The organism is Caulobacter sp. FV1ye6ST, assembly GCF_058681225.1.
Map to the genome: position 1 here is coordinate 1,570,786 of NZ_CM178733.1, position 17,251 is coordinate 1,588,036.

The following is a 17,251-nucleotide window of genomic DNA, read 5'->3' on the forward strand; positions in this document are numbered from 1 at the left end:
GGAGCGCGTGAATGTCGAAGGTCGAGGAACGCCTGAGGGCGATCGGAATTGAGCTGCCCCAGCCGGTGGCGCCGGTGGCCAACTACGTGACCTTCGTCAAGACGGGCAATCTCGTCCACATCTCCGGCCAGATCTCGCTGGACGCCGACGGCGGCATCAAGGGCACGGTCGGGGTCGATGTCGACCTGGAGACCGCCCAGAAGGCCGCCCGCATCTGCGGCATCAACCTGTTGGCCCAGATGAAGGCGGCCTGCGACGGCGACCTGGACCGCGTGGTTCGAGTCGTGAAGCTGGGCGGCTTCGTCCAGGCCGGTCCGGACTTCATCGACATCCCCAAGGTCATCAACGGCTGCTCGGACCTGATGGTCGAGGCGCTGGGCGACGCCGGCCGCCACGCCCGCTCGGCGGTGGGCGTCTATCGTCTGCCCCTCGGCTTCGCGGTTGAAGTCGACGCGGTGGTGGAGATCGCCTGATGAGCTCGCGCGAACGCCCCTCGACCGACGTCTTCGGCGAGGCGTGGGAGCGCCTCTTCGATCCGCCGGTGGCCCATCGCGGCCTCTGGACCCCGGACGGCGCGCCGGAAAACTCGCGCGCCGCTTTCCAGGCCGCTTGCGCCGGCGGCTACGGCATCGAGCTTGACGTCCAGCTCACCGCCGACGGCGAGGCGGTGGTGTTCCATGACGAGCGCCTGGAACGGATGACCGGACGGGAAGGCCGCCCGCGGGATCACACCGCCGCCGACCTTGGGACCATGGCCCTGAAGGGCACGGACGAGACCATTCCGACCTTGGCCGACGTGCTGACCCTGATCGGCCACCGCGCCATGGTGTTCATCGAGTTGAAGACGCCGTTCGGTGAGGTTGGCCCGCTGGAGAAGCGGGTCACCGACGTGCTGGTCGACCACAACGGTCCGACCGCCGTGATCGGCTTCAACCCTTACTCGCACGCCTGGTTCGCCGATCACCACCCGCAGATCCTGCGCGGCCTGGACAGCTACAGCTGGAACGACGAGGGCGCCCGCAAGCTGGCGCCCGAAATGCGCAAGTCTCTGGCGGCGCTGGAGCAGGTCGAGCTGGCGCGCCCCGATTTCCTGGCCCTTGGCCTGGACATGTTGCCCAGCGCCCGCGCCGACCTATATCGCGCCAAGGGCATGCCGGTCGTCGCCTGGACGGTCCGCTCGCCCGACCAGTGGGAAGGCGTGAAGGATCATTGCGACAACCTGATCTTCGAGGGCTTCACGGCGTGAGTTCGGCCCGGCCGGGCGTCCAGTCGGCGGTTCGCGTCCATCGCGAGATCGCCGAGATCGGCAAGGCCGCCTGGGACGCCTGCGCCGCCCCCACCGGTGACCCGTTCGTCAGCTACGACTTCCTGTCGATCCTGGAAGAAAGCGGCTGCGTCGCGCCGCGCACCGGCTGGGCGTCGCAGCACCTGTCGGTGCTGGACGAGGCCGGCGAGGTCGCGGCGGTCATGCCGCTGTACCTGAAGTCTCACAGCCAAGGCGAATACGTCTTCGACCATGCCTGGGCCGACGCCTATGAGCGGGCCGGCGGGCGGTATTATCCCAAGCTCCAGTGCTCCTCGCCGTTCTCGCCGGTGACTGGCTCGCGGCTGATCGTGCGGCCCGATGTGGATGTCGACGAGGGCCGCTCGGCCCTGCTGGGCGGGGCCCTGACCCTGTGCGAGCGCATGGGGGCCTCTTCGCTGCATGTGACCTTCCCGGTCGAGGACGAGTGGGCCTGGATGGGCGAGCGCGGGATGCTGCTCCGCCAGGACCAGCAGTACCATTGGGAGAACCGCGACTACGCGACCTTCGACGCCTTCCTGGCGGCGCTGTCGGCCAACCGCCGCAAGACCATCCGCCGCGAGCGCCGCGACGCCCAGGATGGGCTGGAGATCGTCGCCCTGACCGGCGACGACCTGACCGAGGATCACTGGGACGCCTTTTTCGGCTTCTACATGGATACGGGGTCGCGGAAGTGGGGCCGGCCCTATCTGAACCGCCGCTTCTTCTCGCTGCTGCAAGAGCGGATGGCCGACAAGGTGCTGCTGATCATGGCCCGCCGCCTGGACGAGGGGGGGGCGGGCGGTCCGTGGATCGCCGGGGCGTTGAACCTGCTGGGCCGCGATTGCCTGTACGGCCGCCACTGGGGCTGCACCGAGGACGTGCCGTTCCTGCACTTCGAGCTGTGCTACTATCAGGCCATCGAGCACGCGATCCGGCTGGGCCTGCCGCGCGTCGAGGCCGGGGCGCAGGGCCAGCACAAGATCGCCCGGGGCTATCTGCCCAGCGCGGTCTATTCGGCCCACTGGATCGCCGATCCGGCCCTGCGTGAGCCCGTGGCCCGCTACCTGGAACGCGAGCGCGAGGCGGTCGAAAGCGACATCGCGATGCTGACGGAAGAATATTCGCCGTTCCGCCACGCGCCAGACCCGCCTCGCGAGAGCGACTAGCTCAGCCGGACTTCCCCGACCTTGTCTTTATAGTCGGTCTTCGGATCGACCCCGAGCATCATCTTCACGCCGGCGAACAGGCTGTGCTCGTTCAGCCAGATCTGGGCGTCGCGGGGTTCGAAGCGCAGCAGGCGCAGCTTCGGATCGTCCTTGCCCTCGAACCACGCCGCGACGAAGGGGTTCCACAGGCGATCGACGGTCTCGCGACCGGTGTCGATCCGCAGGGATCCGTCGACCGCCGCGAACAGGTGGTGACCCTTGTCGGCGAAGTGGATGAAGGCGTCGCGGCCTTCGCTGCTCAGCGAGTGGATCAAGTCGGTCTCCGACGAGGTGAAGATCCAGATCGGGCCGGAATGATCGCCCTCGATCTGGGCGGTCATCGGCTGAGCGCGGCCGCGGTCGACATCGGGCAGGCCCAGCATCACGGTGCGGTCCGACTTCAGGGCTTTCCAGAACTTCTCGGCCAGATCGGCTTCGTTGGACATCATGGTCTCCTTGAATGTGGAAGACCGAACGGCGTCCGCGAAGGTGCGTTCCCAGGGTGAAGCTTGAGGCCTCAGGACCGTTCCCAGGCCGCCTTCAGCAGCGCCTTGACCGTGTCGTCGACCTCGGCGGGCGAGGTGAGGGGCAGCTTGGCTTTCAGGCGCTCGGACCAGCCCTCGTTCCTGGGTTCGGCGAGGCCTGGGGCGGCGTCCGGCTCCACCGCCAGGCCCAGAATCGCCGCACCACCCTTGACGGGCTTCAGCGCCGCGAACTGCGCCTTGCGCGACCATGCGGTAAAGCCCTTGCGCTGGCCCATGACCAGGCCCGGCAAGTCGGCGACGGCGGCCTCGACCGCCTCCAGGATCGCCGTCGAGGCCGGGTCGGTCCACAGCGCCGTGCGCAGGCCGTCGGCGTCGTCCCAGCCCATCTCCGTCGGGAAAGCCACGGAGAAGATGGCGGCGGCGCGGTTCTGGCCGACGCCGTAGGTCGTCTTCAGCCAGTCGGTGCGGGCGCGCGGCTTGGTCTCCTGGCACTCGCGGCGGACGATCTCGACCCAGTTGTCGAGGGTCTTGCCAGTCTCGCGCTCCAGGTTGGCCTTCAAGGAGGCGAACCACTTCTGTTGCTGCTCGGTCAGACCTTGGGGTGTCGTGTCCACGGTTTGCGCGCCTCGTGCGGTTTGCTACGACCATTCCGTCAAAGGGAGACAGTCATGAGCCTCGACGGACGCTACGACGCCGACAACATCTTCGCCAAGATCATCCGCGGCGAGATCCCGAGCGTGAAGGTGTTCGAGGATGATCAGGTGCTGATCTTCATGGACGTGTTCCCTCAGGCGAGGGGCCACATGCTGGTGATCTCCAAGACCTCGCAGGCTCGCAACCTGCTAGAGGCCGAGGCCAAGACATTGGGACGGTTGATCGGCGCGACCCAGAAGGCCGCCGCCGCGGTGGTCGCGGCGCTGAAGCCCGACGGCGTGGTCATCACCCAGTTCAACGGCGCCCCCGCCGGCCAGACGGTCTTCCACCTGCATTTCCACGTCATCCCCCGCTACGAGGGCGAAGGCCTGGGCCGCCACGGGGAGGGCGGCATGGCGGACGTCGAAGAGTTGAAGGCCCTGGCGGCGAAGATTTCGGCGGCGCTTTAGGCGCTCCTGGCCTTCCGAAAACGAAAAAGGGCCCGGATCGCTCCGGGCCCTTCGCTAGGTCTTTCGACTTAAGCCTATTCGACCAAAGCCGGTTCGGCTTCGTCGGTCTTGCTGGCTTTCGGATCGGCCGTGCTCTCGATCTCGAAGGCGATCTTGCCATTTTCCAGGACCACCTTGACGTGGCCGCCTCGGACCAGCCGTCCGAACAGGATGTCGTCGGCCAGGGGCTTCTTGATGTGCTCCTGGATGACGCGACCCAGCGGACGGGCGCCGTAGAGCTCGTCGAAGCCGTTCTTGGCCAGCCAGTCGGCCGCGTCGTCGCTCAGCGAGATCGTCACGTTCCGGTCGGCCAGCTGGGCCTCCATCTGCATGACGAACTTCTGCACGACCTGACGGATGATCTCCGGCGTCAGCGGCTTGAAGGCCACGACCGCGTCGAGGCGGTTGCGGAATTCCGGGGTGAACAGGCGCTTGAGGGCGGCCTCTTCCTCGCCGACCACCTTGTCGCGACCAAAGCCGATGGACTGGCGTTGGGCGTCCGAGGCGCCCGCATTGGTGGTCATGATCAGGACCACGTTGCGGAAATCGACCTTCTTGCCGTTGGAGTCGGTGAGAACCCCGTGGTCCATGACCTGCAGCAGGATGTTGTAGACGTCCTGGTGGGCCTTCTCGATTTCGTCGAGCAGCACGACCGCGTGCGGGTGCTGGTCGACGGCGTCGGTCAGTTGGCCGCCTTGGTCATAGCCGACATAGCCGGGAGGGGCGCCGATCAGGCGGCTCACGGTATGGCGCTCCATGTACTCCGACATGTCGAAGCGGATCATTTCGATGCCGAGCGTCTGGGCCAGCTGCTTGGCGGCTTCGGTCTTGCCGACGCCGGTGGGGCCGCTGAACAGGAACGAGCCGATCGGCTTGTCCGCGTCGCGAAGACCGGCGCGGGCCAGCTTCATGGCCGAGGACAGCTGCATGATCGCGTCTTCCTGACCGAACACGGCGCGCTTCAGGTCCGTTTCCAGCTCCTTCAGCGCTTCGGTGTCGGACTTGCTGACCGACTTGGGCGGGATGCGGGCGATCTTGGCCACGACGGCTTCGATCTCCTTGACGCCCAGGACCTTCTTGCGGCGGCCTTCCGGCAGCAGCATCTGGCCCGCGCCCGCTTCGTCGATCACATCGATCGCCTTGTCGGGCAGCTTGCGGTCGGTGATGTACTTGGCCGACAGCTCGACGGCCACCTTGATGGCGTCGTTCGTGTACTTCAGCTTGTGGAAGTCCTCGTAGTAGCTCTTCAGCCCCTTGAGGATCTTGATGGTGTCGTCCACCGACGGCTCGTTCACGTCGATCTTCTGGAAGCGACGGACCAGGGCCCGATCCTTCTCGAAGTGCTGGCGGAACTCCTTGTAGGTGGTCGAGCCCATGCAGCGCAGCGAGCCGGAGGCGAGCGCGGGCTTGAGCAGATTGCTGGCGTCCATAGCCCCGCCGCTGGTCGCGCCGGCGCCGATCACGGTGTGGATCTCGTCGATGAACAGCACCGCGTTCGGGTGGTTCTCCAGTTCCTTGACCACCTGCTTGACGCGTTCCTCGAAGTCGCCGCGATAGCGGGTGCCGGCCAGCAGCGCGCCCATGTCGAGCGAGTAGATGGTGGCGCCGGCCAGGACTTCGGGGACCTGGTTGGTGATGATCTTGCGGGCCAGGCCTTCGGCGATGGCGGTCTTGCCGACGCCGGGATCACCCACGAGCAGCGGGTTGTTCTTGGTGCGGCGGCACAGGATCTGGATCGCGCGTTCGACTTCGTTCGCGCGGCCGATCAGCGGGTCGACCTTGCCCTGTCGGGCCTTTTCGTTGAGGTCGACGCAATAGGCCTCGAGAGCCTCGCCGCCGGTCTTGGCGTTCGGCTTTTCGCCGTCGTCCTCGGCCGCGTTCGAGCCGGCGTTGGCGCCCTTGACGTTCTTGGGCTCGGAGGCGCCGGCCTTCTTGGCGATGCCGTGGGCGATGAAGTTGACCGCGTCGTACCGCGTCATGTCCTGCTCCTGCAGGAAGTAGGCGGCGTGGCTTTCACGTTCGGAGAAGATGGCGACCAGAACATTGGCGCCGGTGACCTCTTCGCGGCCCGACGACTGGACGTGGATCACCGCGCGCTGGATCACGCGCTGGAAGCCGGCGGTCGGCTTGGCGTCCTCGTCGTCGTCGACGACCAGCGAGGCCAGTTCGACGTCGAGATAGTTCGAGAGGCTCTTCTTCAGCGCGGTGAGATCAACGTCGCACGCACGCATAACTCCGGCGGCGTCCTCGTCGTCGGTCAGGGAAAGCAGGAGATGCTCGAGCGTCGCGTATTCGTGCTTACGCTGGTTGGCGTACGCGACGGCGCGATGCAGGGATTCTTCCAGGGGGCGCGAAAAAGAGGGCAATGGGTGGGCTCCTCAGTCCTTTTCCATGGTGCACTGCAGAGGGTGCTGATGGCGCCGCGCCGAGTCGATGACTTGCGCGACCTTGGTCTCTGCGACTTCGTAAGTGTAGACACCGCACACCCCCACGCCGTTCTGATGGACGTGGAGCATTATGCGCGTGGCGTCTTCACGCGACTTGTTGAAGAACCGTTCGAGCACGTAAACGACGAACTCCATGGGAGTGTAGTCGTCGTTGAGAATCAGAACTCGATAGAGCGAAGGCTTCTGCGTCTTCGGCTTCACTTCCGTGACGACCGAAGATCCTGCGCCGTTGCCTTGTCCGCCTTGCTTTCGCTCGGCCATCGACTTGTTCTCTCCCGGCGGGCAAATCACCCGCCTGTCTGAATTAGATATGGAAACGCGCCGGCTTTGGAAGAGGCCGAGACGCGTCTGCGCCGCTTTAGCACAGGGGCGCCTCGGAAAACGGCTTCACGATTGGGAGAGCGAAGGCCGCGCGCGAACGGTTCCCAAAGCGTGGCAGCCGAAAGTGTGAGCGGTTTCGGCGCCTGCCACGCTTTGATTTTTAGGGGTTTGAGCCATTTGCAGGCAAACGGCTCGGGGTGAGAGGCCCAAATGGTGCGCGGCGCGATGTCGCGCAAGAGGGGGAGGCGCCCCGCGGCCGGGACTCAGCTAGCGCCCCTTCAGGGCTCGCCCACTGAACACGGCCGCCGCGCCGAACTTGCCGCGCAGGGCGTCGATGGCGGTTTCGTTCTTCAGCGTGCGGCGCTCGTCGTCGGCGAACATGTCCGAGCCGGCGGTCTCGGCGTCGACGAACTCGGTCAGGCCCGCGCCGATCAGACGGTAGGAAAGGCCGGGCTTCTCGGCCGCCAACAGTTCGCGCGCCACCTGGAACAGGGTGCGGGCAGTCTGGGTCGGCACGGCCAGGGTGCGGCGGCGGGTGTGGATCTTGAAGTCGGGCGTGCGCAGCTTCAGCGTGGCCACGCGGCCGGCGACGCCTTCCTTGCGCGCCTGCTTGGCGACCTTCTCACATAGAGGCCACAGCTCGTCTTCCAGCGCGTCGCGCTTGTGCAGGTCGTCGTTGAAGGTGGTCTCGGCGCTGATCGTCTTACGCGACTGGTCGGGATCGACCATCCGGCTGTCCTGACCGTGCGCCAGGCGGTGCAGGCGCAGGCCGCCGGAGCCCAGGCGGTTGGCCAACAGCTTGAGGTCCGCGGCGGCGATGTCGCCGACGGTCTTCAGGCCGATCTCCGCCAGGCTCGACACCGTGGCCGGCCCCACGCCCGGCAGCATGCCCACGGGCTTGTCCGCGAGAAAGGTCTGGGCCTCGGCCGCGCCGATCGCGGAAAAGCCGCGCGGCTTGTCCAGTTCCGAGGCGATCTTGGCCAGGAACTTGTTGGGCGCCAGGCCGACCGACACGGTCAGGCCGATGTCGCGCTCGATCTCGGCCTGCACGCGCGCCAGCATCGCCGCGGGCGTGGCGCCGTGGAGCCGCTCGGTGCCGGTCAGGTCGATCCAGGCCTCGTCCAGCGACAGCGGCTGGATCAGCGGCGTCAGCCGGTCCAGCTTCTCGTGGATGCGCCTGCTGGCTTCCTTGTACTTGGCGAAGTCGGGCTTGATGACCACGGCGTCGGGGCACAGCTTCAGCGCCTTGAACATCGGCATGGCCGAGCGGGCGCCGCTCATCCGGGCGATATAGCAGGCCGTGGTCACCACCCCGCGCTTGCCGCCGCCGACGATCACCGGCTTGTCGCGCAAGGACGGATCGTCGCGCTTTTCCACCGAGGCGTAGAAGGCGTCGCAGTCCAGGTGGGCGATCGACAGCGTTCCCAGCTCTTCGTGGAAGATGGTGCGCGGCGACTGACAGGACGGACAGCGCGGGGCCTTGGCCTCGCCCGTCCATCCGCAGTCGCGGCACAGGGACTTCATCGCTGTTCTCAGGTTTCGTGGGGCCACAGCCAGACCGCGCCGCGCACGCCCGAGCTGTCGCCGTGGACGGCCTTCTTCACGGGAGTCTCGAAGACGTCGGAAAAGACGTGCGGCGCGATGGCGGCGGGCAGGCGTTCATAGAGCGCGTCGACATTGGACATGCCGCCGCCCAGCACGATGACGTCCGGATCGATGATGTCGCAGATCGCGGCCAGGCCTCGGCCCAGGCGGTCAATATAGCGGTCCAGGGCCGCGGCGGCCGAGGCGTCGCCGGCTTCAATCGCGTCCATGGCCTCGTGGCCGGTGGGGTAGTCCGCGTCGCGCGCGAACGCCGGGCCGGCGACCCATTTCTCCATGCAGCCCTTGCGGCCGCACCAGCACGCGGGACCGGGATATTCCTCCGGCCTTGGCCAGGGCAGGGGCATGTGGCCCCATTCGCCGCCAAAGCCGTTGTGGCCCTCGATGATCTTGCCGTCGACCACGACGCCGCCGCCGCAGCCGGTGCCGATGATCACCGCGAACACCACGCTCGCCCCGGCCCCCGCGCCGTCGGCGGCCTCGGACAGGGCCAGGCAGTTGGCGTCATTGGCCAGGCGCACCGGGCGCGCCAGGCGCTGCTCCAGGTCCTGACCGAACGGGCGGCCATTCAGATAGACGCTGTTGGCGTTGCGGATCAGGCCGGTGCGCGGCGAGATCGAGCCGGGAATGCCCAGGCCCAGGCGCGCGCAGGTCGCGCCCGCCATGCACTCGGCGTCGGCCAACAGGCCGGCCACCACGTCCAGCGCGGCGTCGTAGTCGCCGGGATTGGGCTTGCGCACCCGCGCGACGAACTGGCCGGTCTCGCTGAGGGCCGCGATCTCTATCTTGGTGCCGCCGAAATCGACTCCGAACCGGATCATGCGAACAGACGCTCCTCAATGGCGGCCTTCAGGCGGGGCCACTCGTCAATACGAACATGACGATCGGGCGCGGTCGGGGCGAACGGGCGCAGGCGCTCGTCGCTGACCATCTGGAACCGCCCGACGTCGGGCGCCTTCTCCGCCACCGATTCCAGCTGCGGCAAAAGGTCATCGATGAAGACGGCCTTTCCCGACGTGCGCGCGGCCAGTTCCGCCGCCGCCGGCCCCTTGGGGCCGCTGTTGATGATCAGAGGGTAGTCGAAACCGTGAGTCTTCAGCCACTTGGCGCGCGCCAGGCGTCCGTGCTCGGGTGCGTTGGTCAGGATCACCACCTCGGCGCGGGCCGAAAGATCGGCCAGGGCGTCGGCCGCGCCGATCGCCGGCGGCAGATCCTCGGCCCCGTCGCGGAAGAAATCGTCGAAAAGCACCTTGCCCGCGATCAGATCGAGGTGTTCCGTCTCGCCAGGGCGGTAGATGTTCTGGAACAGGGCGAAGCGATCAACACGCAGCTCGAAGCCGTGACGCGCGATGAAATCGCCGAAGCCGCGCATGAACTGCGCCAGCACCTCGTCGACATCGACAATGACCAGCGACGCGGTCGGCGTAATGGCGCAGGCTTGAAGGTCGGAGTGGCGTTGTTCCATGCTCTTATGGGTCTTAACGCGATTAGCGGGGGCTTAAGGATATTCGTGGCAACTGGTTCTGGAAGGCGACGCGAATCCCTAGGCGTCGCCACGTGACCTTTTGGTCGGGGTAAGGATGACGAAGAAGGTCCTCATCGTGGAGGATAACGAGCTGAACATGAAGCTCTTTCATGATCTGCTCGAAGCCCAGGGTTACGAGACCCTGCAGACTCGCGAGGGTCTGTCGGCGCTGTCCATTGCCCGCGACAACAAGCCCGACCTGATTCTGATGGACATCCAGCTGCCGGAGATCTCCGGCCTGGAAGTCACCAAGTGGCTGAAGGAAGACGACGACCTCGCCCATATCCCGGTCGTGGCCGTCACCGCCTTCGCCATGAAGGGCGACGAAGAGCGCATCCGCGAGGGGGGCTGCGAGGCCTATATCTCCAAGCCGATCTCGGTGGTCCACTTCCTGGACACCATCAAGCGCCTCTTGGACAAGGTCCCCGCCGCATGAGCGCCCGGATCCTCGTCGTCGACGACATCGAAGCCAATGTCCGTCTGCTCGAGGCCAAGCTGACGGCCGAGTACTATGAAGTCTCCAGCGCCATGGATGGCCCGACCGCCTTGGCCATGGCGTCTCGAGACCTGCCCGACATCATTCTGCTGGACGTGATGATGCCCGGCATGGACGGCTTCACCGTCTGCCGTAAACTCAAGGAAGACCCCGCCACCCGCCACATCCCGGTGGTGCTGATCACCGCGCTGGACGGCCGAGGCGACCGCATCCAGGGCCTGGAGGCGGGGGCTTCGGACTTCCTGACCAAGCCCATTGACGACGTCATGCTGTTCGCCCGCGTGCGCAGCCTGACGCGCTTCAAGCTGGTGATCGACGAACTGCGCCAGCGCGAGGCCTCGGGCCGCCGCATGGGTGTCATCGCCGGCGCCGCCGCGCGACTGGACGGCCTGGGCGGCCGGGTGCTGATCGTCGACGACAATGAACGCCAGGCCGCCCGCATCGCGGCCGAGCTGGGCGTCGAGCATCGTCCGGTCATCGAGAGCGATCCCGAAAAGGCCAAGATCAGCGCCGGCGGCCCGGTCGACCTCGTGATCGTCAACGCCGCGGCCAAGAGCTTCGATGGCCTGCGCTTCACCGCCGCCCTGCGGTCGGAGGAGCGCTCGCGCCAACTCCCCGTCCTGGCCATGGTCGATCCCGATGATCGCAATCGCATGGTCAAGGCGCTGGAAATCGGCGTCAACGACATCCTGCCGCGTCCGGTGGACCCGCAGGAGCTGTCGGCCCGCGTCAAGACGCAGATCCAGCGCAAGCGCTACACCGACTATCTGCGCAACAATCTCGACCACAGCCTGGAACTGGCCGTCACCGACCAGCTCACGGGGCTGCACAATCGTCGCTACATGTCCGGCCAGCTCGACTCGCTGGTCAAGCGGGCCGCGATGGGCGGCGAGCCGGTCGCGGCCCTGCTGATCGACATCGACTTCTTCAAGAAGATCAACGACACCTTCGGCCACGACATCGGTGACGAGGTGCTGCGCGAGTTCGCCCTGCGCCTGGCCTCGAACGTCCGCGCCATCGACCTGCCGTGCCGTTTCGGCGGCGAGGAGTTCGTGGTGGTCATGCCCGACACCCAGCTGGCCGACGCCCTGCGCATCGCCGAACGGATCCGCAACCACGTCGCCGGCTCGCCCTTCAAGGTCGGGCCGACCAAGGAACAGCTGACGGTGACCATCTCGGTCGGCGTCTCGGCCACGCTCGGCCCCGACGACACCCCCGAAGCCCTGCTGAAGCGGGCCGACCAGGGCGTCTACCAGGCCAAGGCCTCGGGCCGTAACGCGGTGGTCGGCAAGGCGGCCTAACCCGGCTGGCGCATCGCTGACGCCAGGCGGACGTCTTTTCCTAGAGGCCAGAATCAAAAAGAGGCCAGAATCAAAAACGCCCGGCTATCGCTAGCCGGGCGTCTTGATGTCGTACCGCTGAAAGCGATCTTACTTGATCTTGCCTTCGCGGAATTCGACGTGCTTGCGGACGACCGGATCGTACTTCTTCAGCACCATCTTCTCGGTCTTGGTGCGGGCGTTCTTCTTGGTGACGTAGAAGAAGCCGGTGTCCGCCGTCGAGTTCAGGCGGATCTTGATTGAAGCCGGTTTGGCCATGGTCGAATCCCTGCGGTGGTCGCGCAGGTTCCCGCGCGTTGGAATTAAGAGGCGCGGAACATACTCATCGGGGACTCAAAGTCAATTGCCGGTCTGACAACGCCGGTAAGTAAAGTCGGCTGAGCGCGCCTGGCCGCCGACGGAACCCTCGATCCGGGCCACCAGAGTGTCCTTGTCGACCAGGCGATAGAGAATCCGCTGCGGGAAGTCGTGCTCGGGCGCCTCGAAGGTCACGGCGTTCTCGGCGATCGCCTTCACCGGGAAGGCGGCTTCGGCCTGGCCGGACGGAATCGCCACGTAGCGCAGCTTGCCGTCGTCTCCGGGCACGATGCGCATGAACTCGTACTCCCGCAGCTTGCCGTCTCGGACGCTGCGGCTCATGCCGATCATCGCGCCGCCGGCGGGCGCCAGCCACTGTTCCTCGATCTTCGTGCCGTTGGGCCGGGTCAGGGTCCAGCAGCCGGCGATGAAGCCCAGCTTGTCTATGTCGGATGGCGTGGGCGGCGTGGTAGCCAGGGCCATGGCGAGCAGTGTGGCGAACATGTGTGCGTCCCCCGGAAGCCGACCTACAGGTGGGTCAGGCGCCGTTTGCCATTCAGGAAGCGCATGAAGGGGGCGGGCCGTCCAGTGTCGGCGAGGCGTTGGCCGATCTCGTGGACCACGAAGCGGGTGATATTGGGCAGATCCAGCGCCATCGCCTCCTGGAAGTCGACCCAGGCGATCTCGTCCAGCTCGCCGCAGTCCGGCCGGCGGTCCAGCGACAAAAGCGCCTCGGCTGGAGCCATGAAGAAGCGGGCGTCGAAGCGGCGCGGACGGTAGGGCGGGGTGATGGCTCGGGCGACAAAGGACAGCGGCGCCAGGTCGGGCAGGGCGCCCTGGGCCAGGAAGGGCCGCCAGGGCCCCGCGCCGGGCCGTACAGGGGCTTGGCGGGCCAGCAGCAGGCCTGTCTCCTCGAAGGTCTCTCGCACCGCCGCCAGGGCCAGGGCGCGGGCCAGGCGGGCTGGCGTGCGATGGCGAGGTTCCAGCTCCAGCCGCGCGGAGACGTCGGGCGAAAGCTCGCTCGCGCTTGGCGCGTCGTAGTCGGTGCGGTCGACCCGGCCGCCGGGGAACACCCACTTGTCGGGCATGAAGGCGTGGCCGCCGTTGCGCCGCCCCATCAGCAGGCGCGGCCGCGGACCGTCGGTGCGGACGATGATCAGGGTGGCGGCGTGCTTGGGCGTCAGCGCCGCGCCGGTCTCGCGCACGGCGCCGTCGTGGATCGTGTCGAATTTCGCGTCGATCGGCGGCAGGCTCATGCGCTCAAGTTAGACCGATCCGCGAAGCTGCATAGAGCGACCCGACGTCAAGCCGGCGGACGCTTGACCCTTCGCCACGACGCGTCCCAAGGTCGCTGGGCTTTTCGTGAGGGGGTTTTGTGATGATCGGACGGGTTTCGGCGCTGGCGCTGGTCGCGGGCATGGCTTTCGGCGCGCCGGCGATGGCCGCGCCTTCGACGGCCAAGATCGAGGCGGCGGCCAAGGCGGTCCAGCCCAAGGTCATCGCCTGGCGGCGCGACATCCACGAGCATCCCGAGCTGGGCAACCAGGAGGTCCGCACCTCGGCCCTGATCGCCAAGGAGCTGAAGGCCCTGGGCTTCGAGGTCCGCGAGAACGTCGGCAAGACCGGCGTGGTCGGCATCCTCAAGGGCGGCAAGCCGGGCAAGGTCGTGGCCCTGCGCGCCGACATGGACGCCCTGCCGGTCGAGGAAAAGACCGGCCTGCCGTTCGCCTCCAAGGTCACCGCGACCTGGGAAGGCCGCACCGTTCCGGTCATGCACGCCTGCGGCCACGACACCCACGTGGCCATGCTGCTGGGGACCGCCACGGTGCTGGCCGGCATGAAGGCCGACATCAAGGGCACGGTGGTCCTGATCTTCCAGCCGGCCGAGGAAGGCCCGCAGGCCGGCGAGGAGGGCGGCGCCAAGCTGATGATCCGCGACGGGGCGCTGGACAAGCCCAAGGTCGACGCGATCTTCGGCCTGCACATCGGTCCCGCCGACGCCAATCTGCTGAACTATCGCCCCGAGGGCTTCTACGCCTCGTCCGACCGGCTGACGATCACCGTGAAGGGCAAGCAGACCCATGGCGCGCGGCCCTGGGCCGGTGTCGACATGGCCAGCGTGGCCGCCGACATCATCCAGGCCACGAACCAGATCGCCGCCCGCCAGGTCGATGTCGGCGCTTCGCCTTCGGTGGTGACGATCGCCGTCATCAACATGGGCATGCGCCAGAACATCATCCCCGAGGACCTGAAGATGGAGGGGACCATGCGAACCTTCTCCACCGCCCGCCACGACGACCTGGTCGCCAAGATGCAGAAGGCCGTCGCCGCCATCGGCGACCGCTACGGCGCCAAGGCCGAGGCGGTGTTCAGCCAGCCCTATCCGGTGACCTACAACGACCCGGCGCTATCGGCCTGGGTCAAGGCCAGCCTGGAAAAGGCCTCGCCCGGCAAGGTCGACGACAAGGCCGCCCTGGTGACCGGGGCGGAGGACTTCTCGATGTACGCCGAAAAGGTCCCAGCGGTGTTCGTGCAGCTCGGCGGCCGCAAGGCGAACGTGCCGGCCGCCACCGCGCCAGCCAACCACTCGCCCTATTTCGACGTCGACGAGGCGGTGTTCGAAACAGGCGTGAAGGCCGAGGTGTTCATGGCCTTGGACTATCTGGACCGGAAATAGCGGCGGCGCTGGCCCCCTCCACCGCCGTTCGGCGGTCCCCCTCCCCCAAGAGGGGGAGGAGAGGCCTACCCGTGAGGGCGTAGCTTAGCTCTCCGCCCCGCTTGGGGGCGGACAGACCTGCGTGAGCAGGTCAGGTGGGGGCCAGTGCTGAGTCAGCCGCCCGCGCCGCGAACCACGGCGTCATCCGCTTCAGCGCCTCCTCGACCTCGGCCGTCGAGACCGCGAAGCTGAAGCGGATGAAGTGCTTGCCCTCGACCGGATCGAAGTCGACGCCGGGGGCGGTGGCGACGCCGGTGTCCTTCAGGAGCTGCTGGCAGAAGGCGAGCGAGTCGTCGGTCAGGTGGCCGATGTCGGCCCAGATGTAGAAGGCCCCGTCCGGCGGGGCGATCTTGCGCAGGCCCAGGGCGGGCAGGGCGTCCAGCATTAGCTGGCGATTGGCGCGATAGACGTCGATATGGGCTTCCAGCTCGTCGATGCAGTCCATGGCCGCCAGGCCGGCGTGCTGGCTCAGCGACGGGGCGGTCAGGAACAGGTTGCCGACATAGGCCCGGGCCCGCTCCAGGTCCTCGCCCAGCGGCGTCAGCAGCCAGCCCAGCCGCCAGCCGGCCATGCTGAAGTACTTGCTGAAGCTGTTGACGATCAGGGCGTCGGGCGCGAACTCCAGCATTGACGGCGTGCGGCCGGTATAGCTGAGGCCGTGATAGATCTCGTCGCTGATGATGCGGATGCCGCGCTCGCGACAGACTTGCGCGATTTTCTCCAGTTCCTCGGGCGCGATGATCGTGCCGGTCGGGTTGGCCGGGCTGGCGACGATGACGCCGGCGGGGGCGGGGTCCAGTTCGGCAAGGTGCTTGGCGGTCAGCTGGAAGCGATCCTCTGGCCCGCAGGCGATCTCGACGGGTTCGAGGTGCAGGGCCTTCAGGCTGTTGCGATAGGCGACATAGCCGGGGCGGGCCAGGGCGATGCGGTCGCCGGGCTGGAACACACTGGACAACGCCAGCACCAGGGCCGGCGAGGCGCCGCAGGTCAGGACGATCCGCTCGGGCTCGACCGTGACGCCGTACAGGGTCTGGTAGCGCTCGGCGATCCGCTGGCGCAGCAGGGGGCTTTCCCAATAGCCCATGGCCTCGGCGTCCAGCATCTCGTGGGCCTTGGCGATCGCCTTGCTCGGCGCGCCGGTCGAAGGCTGGCCGAACTCCATGTGGATGATCGAGGCGCCCTGCGTCTTCAACTGGTGAGCCAGGCGGCTGATGGCGATGGCGTGGAAGGGTTCGATCTGGGCGCGCATGGTTCTGCTTAGCGGGGTTTGACGCGGCGCGCATCCGGCTTGAGAAGGAGGTCATGCGCTTGCTGACTCTCGCCGTCATCCTGGGGCTCGCGACCCCCGTCTTCGCTCAAACCGCGCTGCCCCTAAATATCGGCGGCCGTGTCGCGCCGGTGGCGGGCGGCGCGTACGACTTCGGCTGGCCGGGGGTCTATTTCGAAGGGCGCTTCAAGGGGGCGTCGGTCGAGGTGGTGGTCGACACCGGCGCCGAGCATCTGGCGGTCAGCATCGACGGCGTGCGCAAGGCCGAGCTGACCAAGGCTGGCGAACTGCATCTGCTGCTCGATCGGCTGGGTTCTGGCGAACACGTCGTGCGCGTCGACAAGCTGACGGAAAGCCAGACGGGCTCGGCGCGGTTCGAGGGCTTCTTCGTCGGGCCAAGGGAGGCGGCCTTGCCGGCGCCCAGCCGTCCGCGCCGGATCGAGTTCATCGGCGATTCCTACACGGTCGGCTACGGCGTGCGCTCGACCAGCCGCACCTGCACCGAGAGCCAGGTCCACGACCTGACCGACACCAGCCTGACGTTCGGTCCGATCCTGGCGGGGCGACTGGACGCCGACTATCGGATCGAGGCGTTCTCGGGCCGGGGCGTGGTGCGCAACTACAATGGCCTGTCGCCGGGCGAGACGCTGCCGGTGCTATTGCCGCGCGTCATCCCCGGCCAAGCCGAGCCACGGGTGGCGGCGGATGATCCGTGGACGCCGGATATTCTCGTCATCGGCCTGGGCACCAACGACTTCTCGACGCAGCCGCACCCCGGAGAGGCCTGGGCCGACGAGGCGGCGCTGCGCAGGGACTACCGCGAGACCTATGTGGCCTTCGTCCAGGGGCTGCAGGCCAGCCGGCCGGGCGCGCGCGTGTTCCTGATCGCTGGCGACACCTTCGCCGACGACGTCGCCGAGGTCGCCAAGCGTACGGGTGTGAAGGCGGTGCGGATCACCGGCATGGACCGCGGGGCGTGCCATTCGCACCCGTCGGTCGCCGATCAGAGGATGATGGCTGACACGCTGGAAGCGGCGATCGCGGCGAAGTGAGAGGGGCCGAAACCCCGTCCTTCGACAAGCTCAGGATGAGGTTTCTACTTCGTCGCCGAGCCTGCCGTGAT

The 17,251-nt window shown here is 67.2% G+C and carries 19 protein-coding genes and 1 pseudogene; 8 read left to right on the forward strand and 12 right to left on the reverse strand.

Annotation, left to right across the window (positions count from 1 at the left end):
* The first annotated feature begins 11 nt into the window (after nucleotides 1-11).
* Genes ACW175_RS07880 through ACW175_RS07890 form a run of 3 tightly spaced genes read left to right on the forward strand, consistent with a single transcriptional unit; the run spans nucleotide 12 to nucleotide 2,451 of the window.
* Nucleotides 12-473: a RidA family protein gene (locus ACW175_RS07880; protein WP_492104030.1), complete on the forward strand. Its 462-nt coding sequence runs from the start codon at nucleotides 12-14 to the stop codon at nucleotides 471-473.
* Nucleotides 473-1,246 carry a glycerophosphodiester phosphodiesterase gene (locus ACW175_RS07885; protein WP_492104031.1) on the forward strand — a complete coding sequence of 258 codons (774 nt, stop codon included), beginning with the start codon at nucleotides 473-475 and terminating at the stop codon, nucleotides 1,244-1,246. The genes ACW175_RS07880 and ACW175_RS07885 overlap by 1 nt, the downstream gene beginning before the upstream one ends.
* Complete coding sequence (locus ACW175_RS07890; protein ID WP_492104032.1) at nucleotides 1,243-2,451, forward strand: GNAT family N-acetyltransferase; 1,209 nt, start codon at nucleotides 1,243-1,245, stop codon at nucleotides 2,449-2,451. The genes ACW175_RS07885 and ACW175_RS07890 overlap by 4 nt, the downstream gene beginning before the upstream one ends.
* Here the strand turns inward: ACW175_RS07890 and ACW175_RS07895 are convergent.
* On the reverse strand, nucleotides 2,448-2,939 hold the full coding sequence (locus tag ACW175_RS07895; protein ID WP_492104033.1) for a pyridoxamine 5'-phosphate oxidase family protein: 492 nt from the start codon (nucleotides 2,937-2,939) through the stop codon (nucleotides 2,448-2,450). The two genes, ACW175_RS07890 and ACW175_RS07895, sit on opposite strands and share 4 nt — an antisense overlap.
* A 68-nt stretch (nucleotides 2,940-3,007) precedes the next feature.
* Complete coding sequence (locus tag ACW175_RS07900; protein ID WP_492104034.1) at nucleotides 3,008-3,589, reverse strand: DUF4287 domain-containing protein; 582 nt, start codon at nucleotides 3,587-3,589, stop codon at nucleotides 3,008-3,010.
* Between the two features lie 54 nt (nucleotides 3,590-3,643).
* On the opposite strand from ACW175_RS07900, the gene ACW175_RS07905 reads away from it, so the two are divergent.
* Nucleotides 3,644-4,078, forward strand: a complete 435-nt coding sequence (locus ACW175_RS07905) for an HIT family protein (protein ID WP_492104035.1) — start codon at nucleotides 3,644-3,646, stop codon at nucleotides 4,076-4,078.
* Between the two features lie 74 nt (nucleotides 4,079-4,152).
* Here ACW175_RS07905 and clpA read toward each other — a convergent pair whose 3' ends face one another.
* The 6 genes and pseudogenes from clpA to ACW175_RS07935 all read right to left on the reverse strand — a co-directional run bounded on the left by clpA (nucleotide 4,153) and on the right by ACW175_RS07935 (nucleotide 9,952).
* Nucleotides 4,153-6,483: an ATP-dependent Clp protease ATP-binding subunit ClpA gene (clpA, locus tag ACW175_RS07910; RefSeq protein ID WP_492104036.1), complete on the reverse strand. Its 2,331-nt coding sequence runs from the start codon at nucleotides 6,481-6,483 to the stop codon at nucleotides 4,153-4,155.
* 12 nt (nucleotides 6,484-6,495) lie between these two features.
* Nucleotides 6,496-6,825, reverse strand: coding sequence for an ATP-dependent Clp protease adapter ClpS (gene clpS, locus ACW175_RS07915; protein ID WP_099576690.1), 330 nt, complete (start codon nucleotides 6,823-6,825; stop codon nucleotides 6,496-6,498).
* A 26-nt stretch (nucleotides 6,826-6,851) separates the two neighbouring features.
* Nucleotides 6,852-6,989: pseudogene (locus ACW175_RS07920) on the reverse strand (hypothetical protein); the annotation flags it as partial.
* Between the two features lie 163 nt (nucleotides 6,990-7,152).
* A complete protein-coding gene (locus ACW175_RS07925; RefSeq protein ID WP_492104037.1) occupies nucleotides 7,153-8,409 on the reverse strand; it encodes a DNA polymerase IV in 1,257 nt (418 codons plus the stop codon).
* An 8-nt stretch (nucleotides 8,410-8,417) separates the two neighbouring features.
* Entirely contained in the window at nucleotides 8,418-9,308 is an 891-nt protein-coding gene (locus ACW175_RS07930; RefSeq protein ID WP_492104038.1) for an ROK family protein, read from the reverse strand.
* Nucleotides 9,305-9,952 carry a hypothetical protein gene (locus ACW175_RS07935; RefSeq protein WP_492104039.1) on the reverse strand — a complete coding sequence of 216 codons (648 nt, stop codon included), beginning with the start codon at nucleotides 9,950-9,952 and terminating at the stop codon, nucleotides 9,305-9,307. The genes ACW175_RS07930 and ACW175_RS07935 overlap by 4 nt, the downstream gene beginning before the upstream one ends.
* A 115-nt stretch (nucleotides 9,953-10,067) precedes the next feature.
* Between ACW175_RS07935 and divK the strand changes: the two genes are divergently transcribed.
* Nucleotides 10,068-10,448, forward strand: a complete 381-nt coding sequence (gene divK / locus ACW175_RS07940; protein WP_492104040.1) for a cell-cycle response regulator DivK — start codon at nucleotides 10,068-10,070, stop codon at nucleotides 10,446-10,448.
* Nucleotides 10,445-11,809 carry a PleD family two-component system response regulator gene (locus tag ACW175_RS07945; RefSeq protein WP_492104041.1) on the forward strand — a complete coding sequence of 455 codons (1,365 nt, stop codon included), beginning with the start codon at nucleotides 10,445-10,447 and terminating at the stop codon, nucleotides 11,807-11,809. The genes divK and ACW175_RS07945 overlap by 4 nt, the downstream gene beginning before the upstream one ends.
* A 129-nt stretch (nucleotides 11,810-11,938) precedes the next feature.
* On the opposite strand, the gene rpmG is transcribed toward ACW175_RS07945, so the two are convergent.
* The 3 genes from rpmG to ACW175_RS07960 form a co-directional block, all read right to left on the reverse strand.
* Nucleotides 11,939-12,106, reverse strand: coding sequence for a 50S ribosomal protein L33 (gene rpmG / locus ACW175_RS07950; protein WP_004620056.1), 168 nt, complete (start codon nucleotides 12,104-12,106; stop codon nucleotides 11,939-11,941).
* A gap of 81 nt (nucleotides 12,107-12,187) precedes the next feature.
* Entirely contained in the window at nucleotides 12,188-12,649 is a 462-nt protein-coding gene (locus ACW175_RS07955) for a DUF6265 family protein (RefSeq protein WP_492104042.1), read from the reverse strand.
* A 23-nt stretch (nucleotides 12,650-12,672) separates the two neighbouring features.
* Nucleotides 12,673-13,401 (reverse strand): NUDIX hydrolase, encoded by a 729-nt coding sequence (locus ACW175_RS07960; protein WP_492104043.1) that lies wholly within the window; start codon nucleotides 13,399-13,401, stop codon nucleotides 12,673-12,675.
* Nucleotides 13,402-13,523: 122 nt separating this feature from the next.
* On the opposite strand from ACW175_RS07960, the gene ACW175_RS07965 reads away from it, so the two are divergent.
* Nucleotides 13,524-14,822 (forward strand): amidohydrolase, encoded by a 1,299-nt coding sequence (locus ACW175_RS07965; protein ID WP_492104044.1) that lies wholly within the window; start codon nucleotides 13,524-13,526, stop codon nucleotides 14,820-14,822.
* Nucleotides 14,823-14,952: 130 nt separating this feature from the next.
* Here the strand turns inward: ACW175_RS07965 and ACW175_RS07970 are convergent, their stop codons facing one another.
* Nucleotides 14,953-16,110: a pyridoxal phosphate-dependent aminotransferase gene (locus tag ACW175_RS07970; RefSeq protein ID WP_492104045.1), complete on the reverse strand. Its 1,158-nt coding sequence runs from the start codon at nucleotides 16,108-16,110 to the stop codon at nucleotides 14,953-14,955.
* A 53-nt stretch (nucleotides 16,111-16,163) separates the two neighbouring features.
* Here ACW175_RS07970 and ACW175_RS07975 point away from each other — a divergent pair, with 53 nt between their 5' ends.
* Nucleotides 16,164-17,180, forward strand: a complete 1,017-nt coding sequence (locus ACW175_RS07975; protein WP_492104046.1) for an SGNH/GDSL hydrolase family protein — start codon at nucleotides 16,164-16,166, stop codon at nucleotides 17,178-17,180.
* Nucleotides 17,181-17,251 lie beyond the last annotated feature (71 nt).